Origin of the sequence: Brevibacterium picturae, from assembly GCF_900105045.1 — a bacterium.
Classification (GTDB): Bacteria; Actinomycetota; Actinomycetes; order Actinomycetales; family Brevibacteriaceae; genus Brevibacterium; species Brevibacterium picturae.
Genome location: NZ_LT629739.1, coordinates 3,010,460 through 3,028,122 on the forward strand (window position 1 = coordinate 3,010,460; position 17,663 = coordinate 3,028,122).

Here is a 17,663-nt window from a genome sequence, read left to right on the forward strand (position 1 = left end):
GATTTCCAATCAGCGGTCATCGAAGTCTCCTCATCCGTCCCAGCACGCCGCGTCTCAGCAGTCCGCGAGTCGGTGGTGATCGCAGCGCGGTCCCCTCGACCCTCCACGACGAGAGCAGGTGATTGGCCGCCATGTATCCGGTCGTCGCGGCGCGTTCCATCAGTGCCACAGGGAGATTGCAGCGCACATAGTCACCGGCGACGACCAGCCCCGGAATCGGGGTGGCGGCTTCGGGCCGCTCATCCCACGGGCGGGTGTCCGTCAATGCGCAGTCTGCCTCGATGAGCAGCTCCTGGTCCACGATGGGCAGATGGGTGGTTTCGGGGTAGACCTGATGCAAGTCCGAGAGCAGACGGGCCACGATGCTCGCCCTGTCCTGCTCTGAAGGATCGCCGTCGATGTCGAGGGCATAGGCGTGGAGTTCCAGGACCGAACCGTTGTGGGATTGCGCCCATTGACTGGCCCCGTCCTCGAAGCGTTCGAGCACCGAGACATTGTCGAGGACGTCGTATCCGCTGGTGCCCAGGAACGCCGGCCGATGGTCAGCCACGGGTGCACCGAGCCAGAGACGAAGCACCGCGAAGGCGGGAGCGTTGGTCAGCGAGTCGATGTTCTCAAGCCACCGTTGTGCGGCTGGAGCGGCGCGCACGATCGAGTCGCGGCTGCCCCTCAGCAGCTCGCGGGCTCGCGCGGGATCGGCGGCGAGGACGACAGCATCGCTTTGGACATCATGGCCGCCGGCCGACACCGTCCAGCCCGAGGACGTGGATTCAAGCGAGGTCACCATCTCACCGGTGTGGATCTGCACCCCCAGTTCGGTGAGATAGTCGGCCAGAGGAGCCCAGAGAGCAGTGTCGTAGTCATCGACCGGGACGTCGAAGAGCAGCCCCTCTGCCGATCCGGCGAAGTAGGTGTGGAACATGGCGATGAGCTCACCGGCGGAGAAATCTTGCGGATCGGCGAAGAAGGAGCGTGCGAACACCTCAAGAGCCAGATGGCGGGCTTCGTCGGGGAAGCGCAGCCGGTCGAGGAAGTCGGCGGCGGACTCACCATCGTAACGTCGATAGCTCGCGGGAAACTCGACGTCGATGAGTTCAACCGCAGCCGGGATGTCGACATCGAGGAGCCGGCGGAGGGGAAACGTCGGACTCTGCCAGACGAACCCGAGGAGATTGAACGGTGGAGTCCGGGGGATCGAGGCGAAGGTGTCCGTGGAGCCTCGGCGATGGCGGAGGGGGTAGTCGTCGACGGGCTGCAGGCGGTGAAGCTCGGGATCTGCCCGACTGAGCAGATCGCGAAGGTTGTAGTACTGCCGAAAGAATGCGTGGAATCCTCGGCTCATGGTCCGATCGGCCGCGACCGGCCACGCGGCCACGCGCCCGCCGAGGTGGTTGTTCTTCTCGACCACCGTGACCTTGACGCCGTGTTCGGCAAGGATCGTTGCCGCGGCGAGTCCTGCGATGCCTCCGCCGATGACGGTGGCCTGTTTGGGTCGCAGCGGGCGGGGCCGTCCCTGCGGGGCCGGGATGGTCTCAGCGAAGCGATCTCTCGGTCGTGATCCGGGTGTCATTCTGTGCCCTTCTTCGAACGATTGAGCTGCCATTGCCACAGCATGAGAACCGCGGTGATCATGGCGAATCCGAATCCGAAGTCTTCGATCGGGATGTCCCAGGGGAAACGCAGATTCAGGAACTCGGACGGGTTGTAGATGACGATGGGGTCGCTCAGTTTGGTCAGCCATCCGTCGACCAGGCATTGGAATCCCAGGCAGATGGCGAGCGCAGCCCAGTATTTCGACCGTCGGAAGATTCCGCTGCGAAAGACGAAGAACTCGAGCCCGATGACGACCAGCATTCCGACTATCGTCATCAGCGTGTATTCAGGCACCATCGTTGCCTCCCCTTCTGTTCTTGGCCTTCTTCGTGAAGAAGTTGAGCACGGTGCCCACAGCTTCGTAGCTGAGCAGGGCGCAGATGGGGATGACGATGAAGAAGACGATCTCTTCCAACGGAAGGTCGCCGAGGTGGACGCCGGTGACGTACTTCGGGTTGTAGGTCCAGTGATCTCGGGAAATGGCGACAATGTCCCAGAGCGAGAAGATGAGGACGATCGGAACAAGAGATCCGATCAGCACCTTCCAGCGGCGATAGACCCGGGCAGAGAACAGCAGCTCCAGCGGAAGCGTGATCAACAGGCACGCGCCCATCAGCAGCAGGTATTCGAATGAGCTCATGTCGTCTTTCTCGTGGTCGCAGGACGTGACCTCGTCATCAGGCTCAGGTCCAAGCCGCGCAGGCGATATCCTTCGATGACGTTGTCCCAGCTGATCGAAGGCTCACGGAGAATGCGCGGTCGAGCGGCCAGGAGCCTGTGCAGGAGGGCATCGGTCTCGTAGAGGGCCAACGGCTGGCCGGGGCATTTGTGCGCGCCATCGCTGAAGGCCAATCCCGTCGTCGGCGTCCCCTGTCCCAGCTCGCGTCCGGGGCAGATCGAGTTCGGGTCTGTTCCCATCACATGTGGATCGGTGTTGGTCTGCCTCACGCACACGTCGATCAGGTCGCCTTCGGAGATGGTGTGCTCACGTCCCTCGTCTGTGATGGTGATATCGCTGTGTGCCCGCCGGTAGAGATGGCCGACCACAGGGTCGAGACGAATGATCTCCTCCAGCATCCTCAGCCTGGTCGACTGTGGGGCCGCAGCATACTCATGCCCCAATTCGGGATTCGTCAGCAGGTGCCAACACGCCATTGAAATGAATTCGCGCGTGGTGACCATGCCTGCGGTGCCGTAGGTCACGCATTCGACCAGGATGTCCGCGGTGTTGTAGCCGGAGGCCAGCAGATGAGACAGAACATCGTCGCGACGCTGTCTGCTGCGGGCCCGAATCGCCGGTCGAACATCGTTGCTGTAGAACTGTGCGATCGGGACGAGGCCGTTGACTGCGGCCTGGATCCACTGTCGACGTGTGCGTCCCATCGAGGGAGCGGAGAGATCGACAGGGGGCTGCCTGAAGAACCCGACGAGACGTTTGGCCATGGCGTCGGTGGGTGATTCGGTCAACCCCACCACCTCAGCGGTGACGGCGACCGAATAATGCAGAGCCACCTCGTCGAGGCGGCATCTGCCCTCTGCAAGGGCGGTGTCGACGAGGGCCTGAGCACGGTCATTGATGAAGTCTCCGTACTTCGCAGTGACCACAGCGGGGGCGAAGAACCGAGCGACCTCTCTGCGTTGCGCATCGTGATCGTCACCATCGGAGATCAGGATCGGATGATGGCGAAAATAGCCCCGTGGAATCTTCTCGGCGGTGAATCCGGCCTGCGTGGTCTGATGGCGTGCACGCAGCACCTGTCGAGCCGCTTCGAATGACCGGATTCTCCACATGTTTCGGTCATAGTCGATTCGGGGCCCACGATTCTCATCGTCGCGGACGGCTTTGCGCTTGGGCGTCGAGTTCATGCGGTGCGGCTGTTGCACTCGGAGGTCAGCTCGATGAGCTGATTGCTCAAGGCGGTCGGCAGAGCCGCCTCGCGGATGAGTCGGTACAGGTCATCACAGCGATCGGAGATGATGGATTCGACGAACACGAGCGCTCCTGATTCCTCGATGACCTGCCGCAGCCGATGACCATCGGCGGTGCTCAGCATCCTATCCCCGAACAGGCTGCGGACGGCGACCCAGGAAGGATCAGAGCGGGCGAAGGCGATCAGAAGAGTTTCCTTGCCTTCACGGAGATCGCTGATCGTGGATTTTCCTATCGTGCGTTCATCGCCGAAGAGTCCGAGGACGTCGTCGCGCAACTGGTAGATGACCCCGATCTGTCGAGCAATGACGGTCAATTCGTCGATGAGTCCGGTGTCGGCGCCGGCGAGAACGGCTGCGATGAGCAGGGGAGCCTGAAACGAGTACACTGCGGTCTTCTGGCCGGCCATCGCAAGGACGTCCTGAGATCGCGCTTCTTCCAGATGCAGGCTCAGCCACACGTCGGAGTGTTCTCCTGCGGCGCTTTCGAACAGCGTGTCATCGAAGATGTCGAGGATGGCCCGGCGTTTGGCGTCGTCGACGTCGAGTCGGGCGAGCAGAGAATGGGCGAGGGTGAGCATGAGGTCACCGCCCAGAAGCGCTGTTGCGTCTCCCCAGGCTTGAGCCTCGCGCCGGGCGGCACCGCGCAGCACCGCCTCGGCGGCGAATTCCCCGGAGATATTCGCCTCACCGCGACGGATGGTGTCGTTGTCGATGACGTCGTCGTGGATGACGAGTGCGATGTGCAGCAGCTGCATGGCACATGCCGCATCGACGGCGGCACGCTCGTCACGGCCGCCCAGGCCGCGATGTGCGTCCATGAGTAGTCGCGGCCGGATCAACTTACCACCGGTGGCCATGCGGGTCAGCGATTCCCAGAGTTGCCTGTACTGTGTGGAGGCGGCGCGTGAGCGGTGTCTGCCGTCCCTGAGTACCTGCGCGAGTCTGTCCTGGAACGAGAATGCGATGTCATCGAGTGGGGTGATGGAGTCAGTCATTGAGTCCCGCCTCGGCAATGTGCTCTGCGAGATGGGGTGCGAGTTCCGGGAAGTGTTCGACCATCCATGGGCTGAATGCCCAGGGTGCCGAGTCGATCGCCGAGGTCAGCTCTGCCGCCGTCGTCCACTGGGTCTGGGCCACCTCGGCGGGATTCGGCGTCAGCGACGATGTGGCACGGGCGATGAAGACGGGGCAGTGTTCGTTCTCTTCGATTCCGGAGGCATCTCGCGCGACGTAGGCGAAGTCGGGGATGGCGCAGGTGATGTGATCAACGCTCAGTCCGAGCTCGAATGCCGCGCGGCGACGGACGGCGTCCTCGAGTGTTTCGCCGGGAGCGGGGTGTCCGCAGAAGGAATTCGTCCATACTCCCGGCCAGGTCCGCTTCTCAAGTGCGCGTCGTGTGACGAGAAGGCGACCACGTTCATCGACGACATGGCAGGAGAATGCCAGGTGTCGTGGAGTGGACAGGCCATGGACGTCGGCCTTGTCCTGCACACCGATGGGGTCTCCGGTGTGGTCGACGAGAACAACCATTTCCACTGTTCGAACCCACTTTCGTTAGCCAGGCGAGAGGTTTAATCTAGCATAGCAACGGTAGGCTGTCATCGTGTCGAGCACAGAGCGAAGAATCCCCATGGATTTGGAATTGAATTATTTTTCGAACGGTCCCGAGTTCTCCGATCGTTCTCAGCTGACGCAGCCCGAAATAACGCAGTGCATGTCCGTCATGGAGGCGCTGCGAAACTGGCGGGAAGCCGATCGGGCGCTGTCAGAGGCGTCCAGGAGGTACATGCGCCTCAATGAGAGTGACATGCGCGCCATCCGGATGCTTATGCAAGCGCAGAAGCAGGGGCGGGTGGTCACGCCGAAGGATATTGCCCATGAGGTCGGAATCTCCAGTGCCTCGACGACGAAGCTCATCGACCGGCTGGTCGTGGCCGGGCATCTGATTCGCGCTCCGCACCCCAAGGATCAGCGGACGATCTGCATCGATGTGACTCCACAGACAGCCCAAGCGGCACGGGAGACGGTCGGTCGCCAACACGCGCGCCGCTTTGCAGCCGCTGCCGCCTTGAGCAGCGACGAGCGCGACGTCGTCGTCCGATTTCTCACAGCCTTGGCTGAAGCCGACGAACCGCAGGGAGATTTGGCCGCGCAGTGACCTCGGCGGACGCTTGGTGAGATACTGCGGGTAGTCACTTGTTCGAATGAGGAGGTGAGCCACCGTCGCGGCCGGCCGCTGGACAAGAGCCTGTCAGGCAGTCGCCCAGGGGAGGTTGAGCGCAATAGGCACCTCCTGCTTTCAGCTTCCTCGCACTGCCTCTGGGAAGGAAGTGTCGATGCCTTTATCGGTGCCAGCCTGCACCGGCGTCTGAGTCCGCGGTGCTGTCATCGTCATCGTCATTGTCGTTGAATCCGATGAGTTCATAGCCCATCTGCGCAAGTTCTTCGTCTTCGGATCCTGGGGGAGTGTCACCGTCGATGGGGCGTCCTGCGGTTTCGTTGAAGAAGTGGATTCCGATGAGGCCGATGATTCCGGCACCGACGAGGTAGACGGCGGGGAACAGGTCGAACCCGGTGGTCTGAATGACGAAGGTGTTCACCGCGGCCGTGGTTCCGCCGAAGATCGCGGTGGAGATGTTGTAGCCGATGGCGAAGCCGGAGAACCGCACCTGGGTGGGGAAGATCGCCGGCAGCGTCGCGGAGACGCACGACTGCATCATCACCTGGAGGAGAGCGATGATGCCGAGTCCCAGGAACTGGAGGAAGCGCCCTTCGGCATGCATGAGCATGAACGCCGGGACGGAGAGGACGATGAATCCGATCGCCGAGGTGTAGAGCACCGGTTTGCGCCCGATGGAGTCGGTCAGCCGACCCAGGGGACTGACGACGACGATCATCGCCGCCAGCAGTCCGACGAGCATGAAATTGCTCGTGACTTCGGAGTGGCCGAGGATGCCGCTGAGGTAGGTCGGCATGTACGTCAGGACCATGTACTGGCCGATGTTGAGCAGCACGACGAAGGCCATGAGCATGACGATCTGTTTCTTGTACCCGGTGAAGAGGTCCCGGAACGGCTTCCGGTTCGCCTGCTGCTTCGAGGTGGTCTGTGAGAATGCCTCCGGCTCATCGAGCTTCATCCGCAGCCAGAGGGCGATGGCGCCGAGGGGGAGAGTCAGCAGGAACGGCAGTCGCCACCAGCCGGCCTCCATGCCGTCGGAGCCGACGACAACGAGGAGGATGGTGCAGACCAATGCCGCCGAGGCTGTGCCCGCCAGCGTGCCCATTTCGAGGAAGGACCCGCAGAAGCCTCTCCGCTTATCGGGTGCCGACTCTGCCATGTAGACGGCGGCACCGCCGTACTCGCCGCCGGTGGAGAACCCTTGGACCATGCGGCACAGCAGGAGCAGGATCGGCGCGAATGCCCCGAGGGTGGCATAGCTGGGCAGGATGCCGATGAGTGTGGTCGGAACCGTCATCATGATGATGGTCAGGACCATCACGTGCTGACGGCCCACCTTGTCTCCCAGGGGGCCGAGGATGAGACCGCCCAGCGGCCGGAAGACGAACGACAGGGCAAGGGTGGCGAAGGTGAGGGCAACACCCCATTCGCCGGGGAAGAAGGTGCTGGCGATGTAGACCGACACGTACGAGTAGACGCCGTAGTCGAACCATTCGACCGCGTTGCCGAGTGCCGAACCGCCGATCGCCCGTTTGAGAGTCCGCTTCTGGCCGGGTGGCATCTTACTCATATCGATGCCGTCGGGGGTGGGGATCTTCTCATCACTCGACGAACTGCTCATTCCATTCCTCTCTCTCGTTGTGCGAGGCAGGCATCGTTGGGTCCTTCAGGTGTCTGACCCTGCTCTGCCGGTGTAGTGGAAGACGAACCCGCTGCGGGGCAGGGCCGGGAACTGGTTGAGCGGAATGGACAGGTCCTGCGTGGGCACGTCGAGTCCGCTGCTGGCCAGCTCCTGGGTATCTCATAGCCGCGCGCTAACCAGTCTTCTTCTTCCCTGAATTCGAAGACGACGACTTCCCCGACGACTTCTTAGCACCGGATTTGCCCGAACTCTTCTTCGCCCCGGATGTGCTCGAGCCCTTCTTGGATGAGGCTGAGCCCTTCTTCGAGGAGCGGGAACTGTCGACGGATTTCTGCAGAGCCTCCATCAGGTCGATGACGTCGCCGCCTGGCTCTTCGTCCTCTTCTTCATCGCCGAAGGCCTTCTCCAGGTCGAGGCTCTCGCCCTTGTCGATCTTCGCATCGATGAGTTTGCGCAGTTCTTCCTGGTAATCGTCGTTGAACTCCTCTGGTGTGAAGTCCTCCGAGTACGATTCGACGAGTTTGGCCGACATGTCCAGTTCCTTTTTGGAGATCTTCGCCTGGGAGTCCACGCCCTTGAAGTCGACGTCGCGGATCTCATCGGCCCACCGCAAGGTCTGGATCATGAGCACCTTTCCGCATACCCGCAGGGTTGCCAGTCGTGTGCGGGTGCGCAGAGTGATCGTGACAATGGCCGTGCGGTCGGTGTCTTCGAGGGTCTGGCGCAGAAGCAGATAGGACTTCGGGGTCTTCGACGTCGGCTCGAGGAAGTACGACTTCTCCAACATGATTGGGTCGATCTGATCATTGGGCACGAACTGGAGGACCTCGAGGTCGTCATTCTCATCAGCGGGCAGGGCCTCGAAGTCGTCCTTCGTGAGGATCACCCGATTCTCGCCATCGTCGTAGGCCTTGACCATGTCGTCAGACTCGACGACCTTCCCGCACTCCTGACAACGGTGCTGGTTGCGGATGCGGCCGCCGTCTTTCTCATGCACCTGGTGCATATTGACGTCGTGGCTTTCGGTGGCCGAGTACAGCTTCACCGGCACGTTGACGAGGCCAAACGCAATCGATCCGGTCCAAATCGCTCTCATTCCTCCATTGAAACCCAGTCTCAGAACCTTGGCTACCCCCGTTGGAGACGGTCCGACCTGCAGGCCCGCCCGACCTGGAAGGCCCCCGCCGAGGTGGTTGTGCCGTTGCCCGCGTCCGTGCCCCCTCGTGCAGTCCGTTGCAAGCGAGTAGCGTACACACCACAGGGGGTGTCCATGTCACGTCATGAGCAGAAGGTCGCCGTCGACGGGCATCGGTTGACGCTGACAAATCTCGACAAGGTCTTCTACCCGGAAACGGGCACAACCAAAGGTGAAGTGCTCGACTACTACGCGCACGTCGCGCAGCATCTGATCCGGCACGCCCATGGCCGCATCGCCACCCGCAAACGCTGGGTCGACGGAGTCGGCACACCGCAGGAACCCGGAGAGGTGTTCTTCGAGAGGAATCTCCCCGAATCCGCACCGTCGTGGATCACTTCCCGCTCCATCCGTCATTCCACCGGGTCCAAGAGGTACCCGCTGGTCCAGGACCGTGCGACACTGACCTACCTTGCACAGATGGCCTCACTCGAGATTCACATACCTCAATGGCGGGTCGCGAAGGGGTCATCCGATCCGGGCACCATCGATTCGACGACACGGCACCCCGACCGCATGGTCTTCGACCTCGACCCCGGTCCCGGCCGGGAACTGGCCGACTGCGTCGAGGTCGCACAGCTGGTGAGGCAGCTGTTGAACGGAATGGACCTCGACGCCTACCCGGTCACCAGCGGCTCCAAAGGGGTCCACCTCTATGCGCCGCTCGACGCCTCAGCCTCCAGCCAGCAGATATCGGACGTCGCCCACGAGCTGGCGCGCAGCCTCGAAGCCGATCACAAAGATCTCGTCGTCTCAGCCATGAAGAAGACGCTGCGAGAGAACAAGGTGCTCATCGACTGGTCCCAGAACTCCGCGGCGAAGACGACCGTGGCCCCCTATTCGATGCGCGGCCGCTTCACCCCCACCGTGGCAGCACCGCGAACCTGGGACGAACTCGACGACCCGTCCGCGGTCGAACAGCTGCACTTCGAGGAGGTTCTCGACAGACTCGACGACATCGGGGATCTGCTCGAACCCTTGGCGAAAACCGTCGGTGATTCCGCAAACCCGACACCCACCTCGGCGGGGGCGCCACCCGATTCGACGAAGGACTCGTCGACCTCAGCGGAGGCACCCCGCGACCGTCTCGATATCTACCGATCGAAGCGCGACCCGAAGCGCACGAGCGAACCGGTGCCCGAGGGCCACGGGACCAGTGGGGACGAGCTCAGCTTCGTCATTCAGGAGCACCACGCCAGCACCCTGCATTGGGACTTCCGACTCGAACACGACGGTGTGCTGGTCTCGTGGGCGCTGCCGAAGGGCCCGCCGAGCGATCCGGAACACAATCATCTGGCGGTCCAGACCGAAGACCACCCTCTCGAATACGGGAGCTTCGAAGGCACGATAGCGAAGGGCCAATACGGTGCCGGTGAGGTCACGATCTGGGATTCGGGGACCTTTGAGCTCGAGAAGTGGAAGGAAGGCAGCGAGATCATCGCTGTTCTCCACGGAGCCTCCGACGGTGGGCTCCAAGGAGTGCGACGGTTCGCACTGTTCAACACCGGCGAGCACGGGCCGAACAAGGAACCCGAAAAGAACTGGATGATCCACCTGACCAAAGACTCGTCCAAGAAGCCGTCCAAGGGCTCGCCGACGCGGGCCGCAGCCTCAACCAAGCGCACCGATTCCGGTCGCACCGATTCCGCGGAGGCCGAGCCCACCGATATGTCCCCGATGTTGGCCAGCATCGGCGATATCGCCTCCGTGCGTGCTCAGGCACAGGAGTGGGCGTTCGAAATGAAGTGGGACGGCATCCGTGCGCTCGCCTCCGTTCGTGTCGGTACAGAAGATTCGCCCGGGTCGATCGCGTTGACCAGCCGCAATGGCAAGAACCTGACGAAGGCCTACCCCGAACTCGGGGAGCTCGCCGCTTGTGTGGACGTCGACTGCATCCTCGATGGTGAGATCGTCGCACTGGGCCCGGGCAGCCGTCCGGACTTCGGGAGACTGCAGCGCAGAATGGGCCTGACACGAGAGAGCGACATTGCGCGTGAACTCGAGCGGACACCGGTGCATCTGATGGTCTTCGACGTGTTGCACGCCGACGGTGCTTCCCTCTTGAAAGCGCCATATTCCGAGCGACGCGAGCGACTGGGTGAGCTTGTCACCGAAGGCGAGAGCATCCATGTGCCGACTGCATTCGACGGAACCATCGACGAGGCGATGGAGTCCAGCCGCGAACTCAAGCTCGAAGGAGTCATGGCCAAGAAGACCGGCAGCACCTATCTGCCGGGCAGGCGAACCCGGACATGGGCCAAGCTCAAACACTCGGCGACCCGTGACGTGATCATCGTCGGGTGGCGCATCGGCAAGGGGGAACGCTCCGATACCTTCGCCTCGCTGTTGCTGGCGGCCCACGACGAGGACGGCCTGGTCTATCTGGGGCGCGTCGGCACCGGCTTCGACGAGCACCAGCTGCAGGCTCTGCGGGCCAAGCTTGATCGGTTGACCAGGAAGACACCGCCGGTGGAGGTCCCCGCCGCGGAGTCGCGAGATGCCCAGTGGGTGCGAGCCGGCCTCGTCGGCGAAGTCGAATACGGAGGAACCACCGAGGCCGGTCGTCTCCGTCATCCTGTGTGGCGTGGACTCCGGGCCGACATCGACCCGGAGGACGTCACCACCTGAACCGGGTGGGCCCGAGCATGCTCGCGTGGCCGACGACGCGGGGGGTGCCCCTATGTTTTTCGTCAAGGGGTAAAGGTCAGGTTTCTCTAGAATATTCGGTCGGGGTCGAGGGGCAGGGGTGATCTGTCCGGGAACTGTCTCCCGGACTGATCAGGCACTTCGCTTCGACACGGTTCAGGCAGCGGTGGCCACCTCGGGTGCGTGGAAGTAGGTGCCATCGCGCAACATCGCGTACAGCACGTTGCATCGCCTTCGTGCCAACGCGATCAACGCCTGATTGTGCTTCTTATGCTCGGCACGCTTCTTGTCGTAATACGCCCTCGACAATGGGTCCTTCAACGCCGCGAAGGCCGACAAAAACAGGGCCCGTTTGAGGATCTTGTTACCCCGCCGCGACGAGTGATCACCCCGAATCGATGTCCCCGACCGCCACGTCACCGGCGCCAGGCCGGCATACGATGCCAGGTGTCCGGCAGACTCGAAGTCCTTACCCACCACCTCGGTCAGGATCCTCGCCGTCGTCCTGACGCCGACTGCCGGCATCGACGTCAGGAGCCCGAAAAGCGGATGCGCCTGGACCAGCTCCTCGATGCGTACCAGCACTTCGTCCCGTGACGTGCGTGTCTTCGCCAATGAAGTTGCCAACTGCGGCAGCACGAGCCCGGCCGCGTCGGTGCCCGACACCACGACCGTCTGCCCGTCTAAGGCGGTGAAGATCGCTGCCGCCCACCGTTTCCAGGCCCGCGGTGCCTGCTTGCGCAGGAGAGTCTCGACTCGGTGTTTGCCGGCGTGCCGCAGGGCCTTGGGCGTCGGGTACTTCGCCAGTAGCGCCAGCATCGCTGGGTGGTCCAGGTGCGGGCCGATGGCGGTCTCTAATCCGGGGTGGATCTGGGTCAGCAGGCCGCGGATCCGATTCGATGTCGCCGTGGCCTGCTTGGCCAGGTCATCGTCGTAGCCGCACAGCATCGACAGTTCGGCGACGTTCTCATCGGCAATCCGGATGCCCCGCAGAGTGTGGGGCATGGTCCGGGCGGCCTCGGCGATGATCGCGGCATCTCTGGCATCGGTCTTCGCCTCACCAGGGTGTAAGTCGGCGATGCGACGCATCGCCAACCCCGGCAGGTAGGCAACCGGGATTGCCTCGGCTTGAGCCACCGCCACCGGCAGGGCCCCGATCGTGGCGGGCTGGTCAACGACGACGAGCAACTGCCCGTGCTTACGCAGTCGGGTGATCAGGGCCTTCAGTTTCGTTTCGTTCTGCGGCAGCGCCTTCGACAACAGTTGTTTTCCGTCGCGGTTGAGGGCGACGGCGTGGTGGTTGTGTTTGCCGACATCGATGCCGATGAATACGTCGATGTCAGCGTGGTTGGTGATCATGTCACTCATCTTCTTCGACTCATGTGATCGGATATTGGTTGTGGTTGGGCTGGCCGGTGATGTTAGGTGTGGCTCCAAGGTTCGGCATCCACGTTACGGTCGGGCTCAAGGCATGTGTTCTGCCAGTGGTTCTGGCCCCTATCAGCGATTTCCCTGGTGCCTTCGAACCCCGGTGACTACACCCCCCCTGATCATGGTGACTGGGGGACTAAATCATGCCGGGATCCTCAGGCCAGCGACCCCTTCTATCCTGACGGATGGTAGGGCTACTTAAAAGGTAACGGGGGGTACGAGACTCACGGGATCCTGTTACGGTGACGGCACCGGAGAGGTGCGGGAGCTACCGAGAACACGCGAACGACCCTCAACACTGTTCCCGATGAAGCGCCGCACGATGTTGCTGAAACGCCTGGAACAGACAACTCCACCAAAGAACACGATGACGCGTTGGTCGATGAATGGGAAGAGGAGTCCTTCCCTGCAAGCGACCCGCCAGCGCATTACTGACCGGCTCATGTCCGAACTCACCCGATCGAGCTCCGTCTTTCTTGTCGCCCGACCGTGACCGGGTGAAGGGACTGATGCTCAGTGCAGTAGGCCAACAGGTGTTGGGCCCTGCCAGCGTGACGACACTGGTAGCGTGACGACACTGGACAGCACGACAATTTCGGATCCGGTTACGCCGCGGGACGCGGAATCGGACAGAAGTCAGGACGAGGGTGAACTGGTATGAAACCGACTGTCAGGGCATTCCATGACGACATCGGGCTTCTCAACGCAGTCAGCAAACTGACATCCGAGGGTGTGTCGAAAGACGGACTCTACGTGATCGGCCACGATGACGCCCGTATGGACTGTGTTGTCGGTGACGCCGATGCTCAGCCCCACGACCTCTCGGATCTGGTCGCCGAACGCTACAACGGGAAGGGCGAAGCGCTTCGCAGTCTTCTTCGGTCGTTCGGCTTCGATTCTGACGAGTCCGGTGACCTTGAAGAGAAGCTCGACGGCGGAGAGCTTCTGCTGCTTATCAGATAGCAGAAGCCCTCCGCGATCATTTCGCAGCGACCTGAATGACCGGAATGCTGCGAGGATCAGGGGCTGGGCTGGCCCCCATTGACATTGAGAGTCTCGCCCAGGACATAGCTCGACTCCGACGAACTGAGAAACACGTAAGCGGGTGCCAGCTCGGTAGGCTGTCCAGCGCGTCCCAACGGGGTGTTCTTTCCGAAATGGGGCAGCGCCTCCTTCGGCTGGCCGTCCGACACCTGGAGCGGGGTCCAGATCGGTCTTGGAGCCACGGCGTTGACTCGGATGCCCCGAGGTGCCAGCTGAGTCGCCAGGCCCTTGGTGAAGTTGTTGATCGCAGCCTTGGTCGACGCATAGTCAAGCAGATGGGTCGACGGTGAATAGGCTTGTATCGATGTCGAGTTCACGATCGTCGATCCCGCCGGCAGATAGCCGATAGCCGCTTTCACGACACGGAACATCGCTTCGATATTCGTTCGGAAGGTGCGCTCCCACTGGTCCGCGGTGAGATCTTCGATTCTCTCGACGGCTATCTGTCGCCCGGCATTGTTGACCAGGGCATCGAGCCCGCCCAGTTCTTCCGCTGCCTGAGCGGCTACGTCCGCACAGTAATCGGGATCGGCGAGGTCGCCCGGGAGGGGAACCGCTCGGCGGCCTGACTGGCGAATCACCTCGCACACATGTTGGGCATCGGCTTCTTCTTCGGGCAGATAGGACAGAGCCACATCCGCCCCCTCTCGGGCGAAGGCGATGGCAACGGCTGACCCGATCCCTGAGTCGGAGCCGGTGATCAGCGCTTTCCGCCCTTCCAGCCTGCCGGTGCCTCGGTAGCTGTCTTCCCCACGGTCAGTGCCGGGAATGAGTTCCGCATCCAAGCCGGGCTCTGGCTGATCCTGTTTGGGCGGAGATATGTCGGGAAAGCGTTTGACTGGATCTTGAAAGCTCAACTGGTCACTCATGTGCTGTTCTCCTTACCTAGATTTCGCGAATTCCGCAGGCACTGCGCAGAAGCACTTCACCCGCCGGGGAGTTTGTCGGTTCAGGTCGTCACCTTCTGCGTCAGTCGTGAATCGCACCGACCGACGGTTCAGCTGAGCAGTGTGAGAGCTCAGTCGAACATTCCGACGGCGTAGGCGACGAAGACGACGATGATCACTGCCAGCACGGCACCGATCCCGACGATCGCCCATCGCGAGCGTGGCGCGCGGCGGTCTGGCGGGTGCGGCGGTGATGCTGTCGCAGAGTTCGATTCCGGCGGTGTGGCACCTGGAGTGACACCGCCTCCCTGTTCCAGATCCGGGTCCCCTTCGGGATCGGGGTCGAGATTGGGATTGCCGGTGGTGTGGCGCGTGTTGGTCGGATCAGACTCGTTGTTCTGGGGTGAAACCACAGATCTTCATCTCCTTCCGCGTGGGATCGCAAGCATAGCGGCTGGTCGAGGTCCCGGAAAGGGGGTAGCCGAGGCCGGGATGGTCTGAGACCGTGAAGCTATGGTCCGGTGGGACATCCCGGGCCCAATGAGAGGAGATACTGTGAGTGCGAAGTTCACGACCACAAATCCGGCAACGGGAGAAATCCTCAAAGAGTTCCCCACTGCCGAAGACACCGAAATCTCTGCACTGCTCGACGCATCCGATGAGGCCTTCCAGAAATGGCGCACGACGCCTGCCGTGGAGCGGACGATCCCGATCGATCGGGCCGCGGATCTCATGGACGAGCGCAGGTCAGAGCTTGCCGAACTCCTCACGCTCGAGATGGGCAAGCTGCCGTCCGAAGCCGAGGCAGAGGTTGAGCTCTCAGCCAAGATTCTGCGCTATTACGCTCGTCAGGGACCGCAGATGCTGGCCGATGAGCCGCTCTCGCCAGCCAGCGGTGGCCACGCGGTGCTCAAGCGTGAACCGATCGGTCCGCTGCTGGGTGTGATGCCGTGGAACTTCCCCTACTATCAGGTCGTGCGTCTGGCCGCGCCTAACCTGGTCGCCGGCAACACGGTCATCCTCAAGCACGCGTCCAACTGTCCGCAGTCGGCGTTGGCGTTGGAGATGATCATGCGCGATGCCAACCTGCCGCGCGACTGCTATCGGAATGTGTTCGCCGACAATGACCAGATCCAGACGATCATCGCCGATGAGAGGGTGCGTGGCGCCTCGCTGACCGGCTCGGAAGGCGCAGGTTCGGCGGTGGCCGCCGGCGCCGGAGAGCACCTGAAGAAGTCCATCCTGGAATTGGGCGGCAGCGACCCGTTCATCGTGCTCGATGCCGACGATCTTGATTCTGCGGTCAGCGCAGCAGTTGCGGGACGCATGGCGAACGCCGGACAGAGCTGCATCGCTTCGAAGCGTCTTATCGTCCTCGACGACGTCTACGAGGAATTCGTGGACCTGCTGACGGACAAGATGTCACAGTTCGTCGCCGGCGATCCGAGAGATTCAGCGACGACGTTGGCGCCGCTGTCCTCCGAACAGGCCGCGCAGGATCTCATGGAACAGGTCCGGGACGCGACCGACCATGGAGCGCATGTGCACACGGGCGGCCAACGTGTCGACAGCCCCGGTGCCTTCGTTCAGCCGACGGTGCTCACCGGCGTGACCGCGCAGATGAGAGCCTATGCTGAAGAACTGTTCGGCCCTGTTGCCGTCGTGTACTCCGTCAAGGACGAGGACGAAGCCATCGAATTGGCCAACGACTCCTCCTACGGTCTCGGCGGGACGGTGGTCAGTGACGATGTGGAGAAGGCACAGCGGGTTGCCGATCGCGTCGACACCGGCATGGTCTGGATCAACCAGGCCACGTGGACCGAACCGGACCTGCCGTTCGGCGGAACGAAACGCTCCGGCGTCGGACGCGAGCTCGGTGCGGAGGGCATCCAGGAGTTCCTCAACAAGAAGCTCATTCGCACGCCCTGACCGTTGAAGAATGCGATCGGAGCATCCGAGTGCTCACCTTGTCCACCACCCTTGCCACCTGCTGGTGGTGGCCTTAGCGTGGGCTCATGATCATGAGCCGCCGTAGGTGCCAGCTCTGAAGGCGAGGCCAGCGTCTGTGGCTGCACCAACGGAGCCACGCGCGCCCGCCCGGAGTTGCACCTGCATCGTGGGAGGACACCCAATGGATAGGAGGCAACACGATGAGTTCGAAGACACCGGCGTTCGACGCAGAGGTTCCTGACGTGGATCGCAACGAGCAGGAAATGGACGTGACTCCGCCTTCCTTCGCTGAGGGCTCAGATGAGAACCCAGGGTATGAACCCTCCTCCCGAACTGTCCAAGAGGCAGATGACGGGGACATTGTCGACCAGGCCGTCGTGGTCGAACTGGACGACGCAGACGACTACCCGCCGGCGGACTGATCGGTCGGCTGCACACCACAGCGATGGACTGCCCGCAGCCGTTCGAAACGGTCACGTTCTACCAGGCCCTCCTCGGTGGTTTCATCTCAACGGAGGACCAGAGCGTCGATTGGATCAACCTGTTCGAACCATCGGGTCGACAGATCCTGTCGTTCCAAAGAGCAGAGAACTACGTCGCTTCGACCTGGCCGGACAATACCGCGCCGCTCCAGGTGCATATCGATATTCTGGTCGATTCCTATGACGAGGCCGAACCAGCCGTCTTTGCAGCCGGTGGAGGCTGATCGATGGTTCCGATGACCATCCGAGTTCCCGGGGCTACGCCGGTCACATCGGCCGCCCGTTCTGCCTCGTAGTGGAATGAGGCCGAGCTGAAACGAGGCCGAGCTGGAACGGGGCCGAGGCAAGGCGGAAGAGACACCCCCTTCCGCCGACGGCGGTCTGGCATTAGCGTGGCGATGACACGATCACCACATCAGAGGAGGGATCATGTCGATCTGCGACACCTGTGGAAACGACTACGACAAGGCATTCACGATCACCAGAGGCGAGGAAAGAGGGGTCTTCGACAGCTTCGAGTGCGCGATAGCGACCATGGCCCCGACCTGCGCACATTGCGGATGCCGCATCCTCGGGCACGGCGTCGAGGCCGACGACACCACGTTCTGCTGCTCGCACTGCGCCCGTGAGATGGGCCATCCAACTGCGACGGACTCCAAGAGCTAGAGCACGGTCGATGTTC

18 protein-coding genes are annotated in these 17,663 nt (G+C 62.3%); 7 read left to right on the forward strand and 11 right to left on the reverse strand.

Features of this window, described 5'->3' with window-relative positions:
• Positions 1–16 precede the first annotated feature (16 nt).
• Genes BLT92_RS13810 through idi form a run of 6 tightly spaced genes read right to left on the reverse strand, consistent with a single transcriptional unit; the run spans position 17 to position 5,055 of the window.
• A complete protein-coding gene (locus tag BLT92_RS13810) occupies positions 17–1,570 on the reverse strand; it encodes an FAD-dependent oxidoreductase (protein WP_092106442.1) in 1,554 nt (517 codons plus the stop codon).
• The gene (locus BLT92_RS13815; RefSeq protein WP_092106444.1) at positions 1,567–1,890 is read right to left on the reverse strand and encodes a lycopene cyclase domain-containing protein; all 324 of its coding nucleotides are present in this window, start codon (positions 1,888–1,890) and stop codon (positions 1,567–1,569) included. Before BLT92_RS13815 ends, BLT92_RS13810 begins: the two co-directional genes overlap by 4 nt.
• The gene (locus BLT92_RS13820; protein ID WP_092106446.1) at positions 1,880–2,233 is read right to left on the reverse strand and encodes a lycopene cyclase domain-containing protein; all 354 of its coding nucleotides are present in this window, start codon (positions 2,231–2,233) and stop codon (positions 1,880–1,882) included. Before BLT92_RS13820 ends, BLT92_RS13815 begins: the two co-directional genes overlap by 11 nt.
• Positions 2,230–3,459, reverse strand: coding sequence for a cytochrome P450 (locus tag BLT92_RS13825; RefSeq protein WP_231938837.1), 1,230 nt, complete (start codon positions 3,457–3,459; stop codon positions 2,230–2,232). Before BLT92_RS13825 ends, BLT92_RS13820 begins: the two co-directional genes overlap by 4 nt.
• Complete coding sequence (locus tag BLT92_RS13830; protein ID WP_092106448.1) at positions 3,456–4,520, reverse strand: polyprenyl synthetase family protein; 1,065 nt, start codon at positions 4,518–4,520, stop codon at positions 3,456–3,458. The genes BLT92_RS13825 and BLT92_RS13830 overlap by 4 nt, the downstream gene beginning before the upstream one ends.
• Positions 4,513–5,055 (reverse strand): isopentenyl-diphosphate Delta-isomerase, encoded by a 543-nt coding sequence (gene idi, locus BLT92_RS13835; RefSeq protein WP_092106450.1) that lies wholly within the window; start codon positions 5,053–5,055, stop codon positions 4,513–4,515. The genes BLT92_RS13830 and idi overlap by 8 nt, the downstream gene beginning before the upstream one ends.
• A 256-nt stretch (positions 5,056–5,311) precedes the next feature.
• On the opposite strand from idi, the gene BLT92_RS13840 reads away from it, so the two are divergent.
• A complete protein-coding gene (locus BLT92_RS13840; protein ID WP_231938838.1) occupies positions 5,312–5,683 on the forward strand; it encodes a MarR family winged helix-turn-helix transcriptional regulator in 372 nt (123 codons plus the stop codon).
• Positions 5,684–5,867: 184 nt separating this feature from the next.
• On the opposite strand, the gene BLT92_RS13845 is transcribed toward BLT92_RS13840, so the two are convergent.
• Together BLT92_RS13845 and ku are read right to left on the reverse strand one after the other, a co-directional pair.
• The gene (locus tag BLT92_RS13845; RefSeq protein WP_197679617.1) at positions 5,868–7,325 is read right to left on the reverse strand and encodes an MFS transporter; all 1,458 of its coding nucleotides are present in this window, start codon (positions 7,323–7,325) and stop codon (positions 5,868–5,870) included.
• A 193-nt stretch (positions 7,326–7,518) separates the two neighbouring features.
• A complete protein-coding gene (gene ku / locus BLT92_RS13850) occupies positions 7,519–8,442 on the reverse strand; it encodes a non-homologous end joining protein Ku (RefSeq protein WP_092106454.1) in 924 nt (307 codons plus the stop codon).
• Between the two features lie 174 nt (positions 8,443–8,616).
• Between ku and BLT92_RS13855 the strand changes: the two genes are divergently transcribed.
• Positions 8,617–11,169: an ATP-dependent DNA ligase gene (locus BLT92_RS13855; protein WP_092106456.1), complete on the forward strand. Its 2,553-nt coding sequence runs from the start codon at positions 8,617–8,619 to the stop codon at positions 11,167–11,169.
• 174 nt (positions 11,170–11,343) lie between these two features.
• Here the strand turns inward: BLT92_RS13855 and BLT92_RS13860 are convergent, their stop codons facing one another.
• A complete protein-coding gene (locus BLT92_RS13860) occupies positions 11,344–12,546 on the reverse strand; it encodes an IS110 family RNA-guided transposase (protein ID WP_092106458.1) in 1,203 nt (400 codons plus the stop codon).
• 729 nt (positions 12,547–13,275) lie between these two features.
• Between BLT92_RS13860 and BLT92_RS13865 the strand changes: the two genes are divergently transcribed.
• The gene (locus BLT92_RS13865) at positions 13,276–13,581 is read left to right on the forward strand and encodes a general stress protein (protein WP_092106460.1); all 306 of its coding nucleotides are present in this window, start codon (positions 13,276–13,278) and stop codon (positions 13,579–13,581) included.
• Positions 13,582–13,637: 56 nt separating this feature from the next.
• Here the strand turns inward: BLT92_RS13865 and BLT92_RS13870 are convergent, their stop codons facing one another.
• Positions 13,638–14,531 carry an SDR family oxidoreductase gene (locus BLT92_RS13870; RefSeq protein WP_092106462.1) on the reverse strand — a complete coding sequence of 298 codons (894 nt, stop codon included), beginning with the start codon at positions 14,529–14,531 and terminating at the stop codon, positions 13,638–13,640.
• 149 nt (positions 14,532–14,680) lie between these two features.
• Positions 14,681–14,962 (reverse strand): DUF6480 family protein, encoded by a 282-nt coding sequence (locus tag BLT92_RS13875; RefSeq protein WP_197679618.1) that lies wholly within the window; start codon positions 14,960–14,962, stop codon positions 14,681–14,683.
• A gap of 142 nt (positions 14,963–15,104) precedes the next feature.
• Here BLT92_RS13875 and BLT92_RS13880 point away from each other — a divergent pair, with 142 nt between their 5' ends.
• From BLT92_RS13880 to BLT92_RS13895, 4 genes are all read left to right on the forward strand, one after another.
• Positions 15,105–16,478 carry an NAD-dependent succinate-semialdehyde dehydrogenase gene (locus BLT92_RS13880; RefSeq protein ID WP_231938839.1) on the forward strand — a complete coding sequence of 458 codons (1,374 nt, stop codon included), beginning with the start codon at positions 15,105–15,107 and terminating at the stop codon, positions 16,476–16,478.
• Between the two features lie 221 nt (positions 16,479–16,699).
• Positions 16,700–16,921 (forward strand): hypothetical protein, encoded by a 222-nt coding sequence (locus BLT92_RS13885; RefSeq protein WP_092106466.1) that lies wholly within the window; start codon positions 16,700–16,702, stop codon positions 16,919–16,921.
• Positions 16,922–16,944: 23 nt separating this feature from the next.
• Positions 16,945–17,205, forward strand: a complete 261-nt coding sequence (locus BLT92_RS13890; protein ID WP_092106468.1) for a VOC family protein — start codon at positions 16,945–16,947, stop codon at positions 17,203–17,205.
• A gap of 205 nt (positions 17,206–17,410) precedes the next feature.
• Positions 17,411–17,647, forward strand: coding sequence for a hypothetical protein (locus tag BLT92_RS13895; RefSeq protein WP_092106470.1), 237 nt, complete (start codon positions 17,411–17,413; stop codon positions 17,645–17,647).
• Positions 17,648–17,663 lie beyond the last annotated feature (16 nt).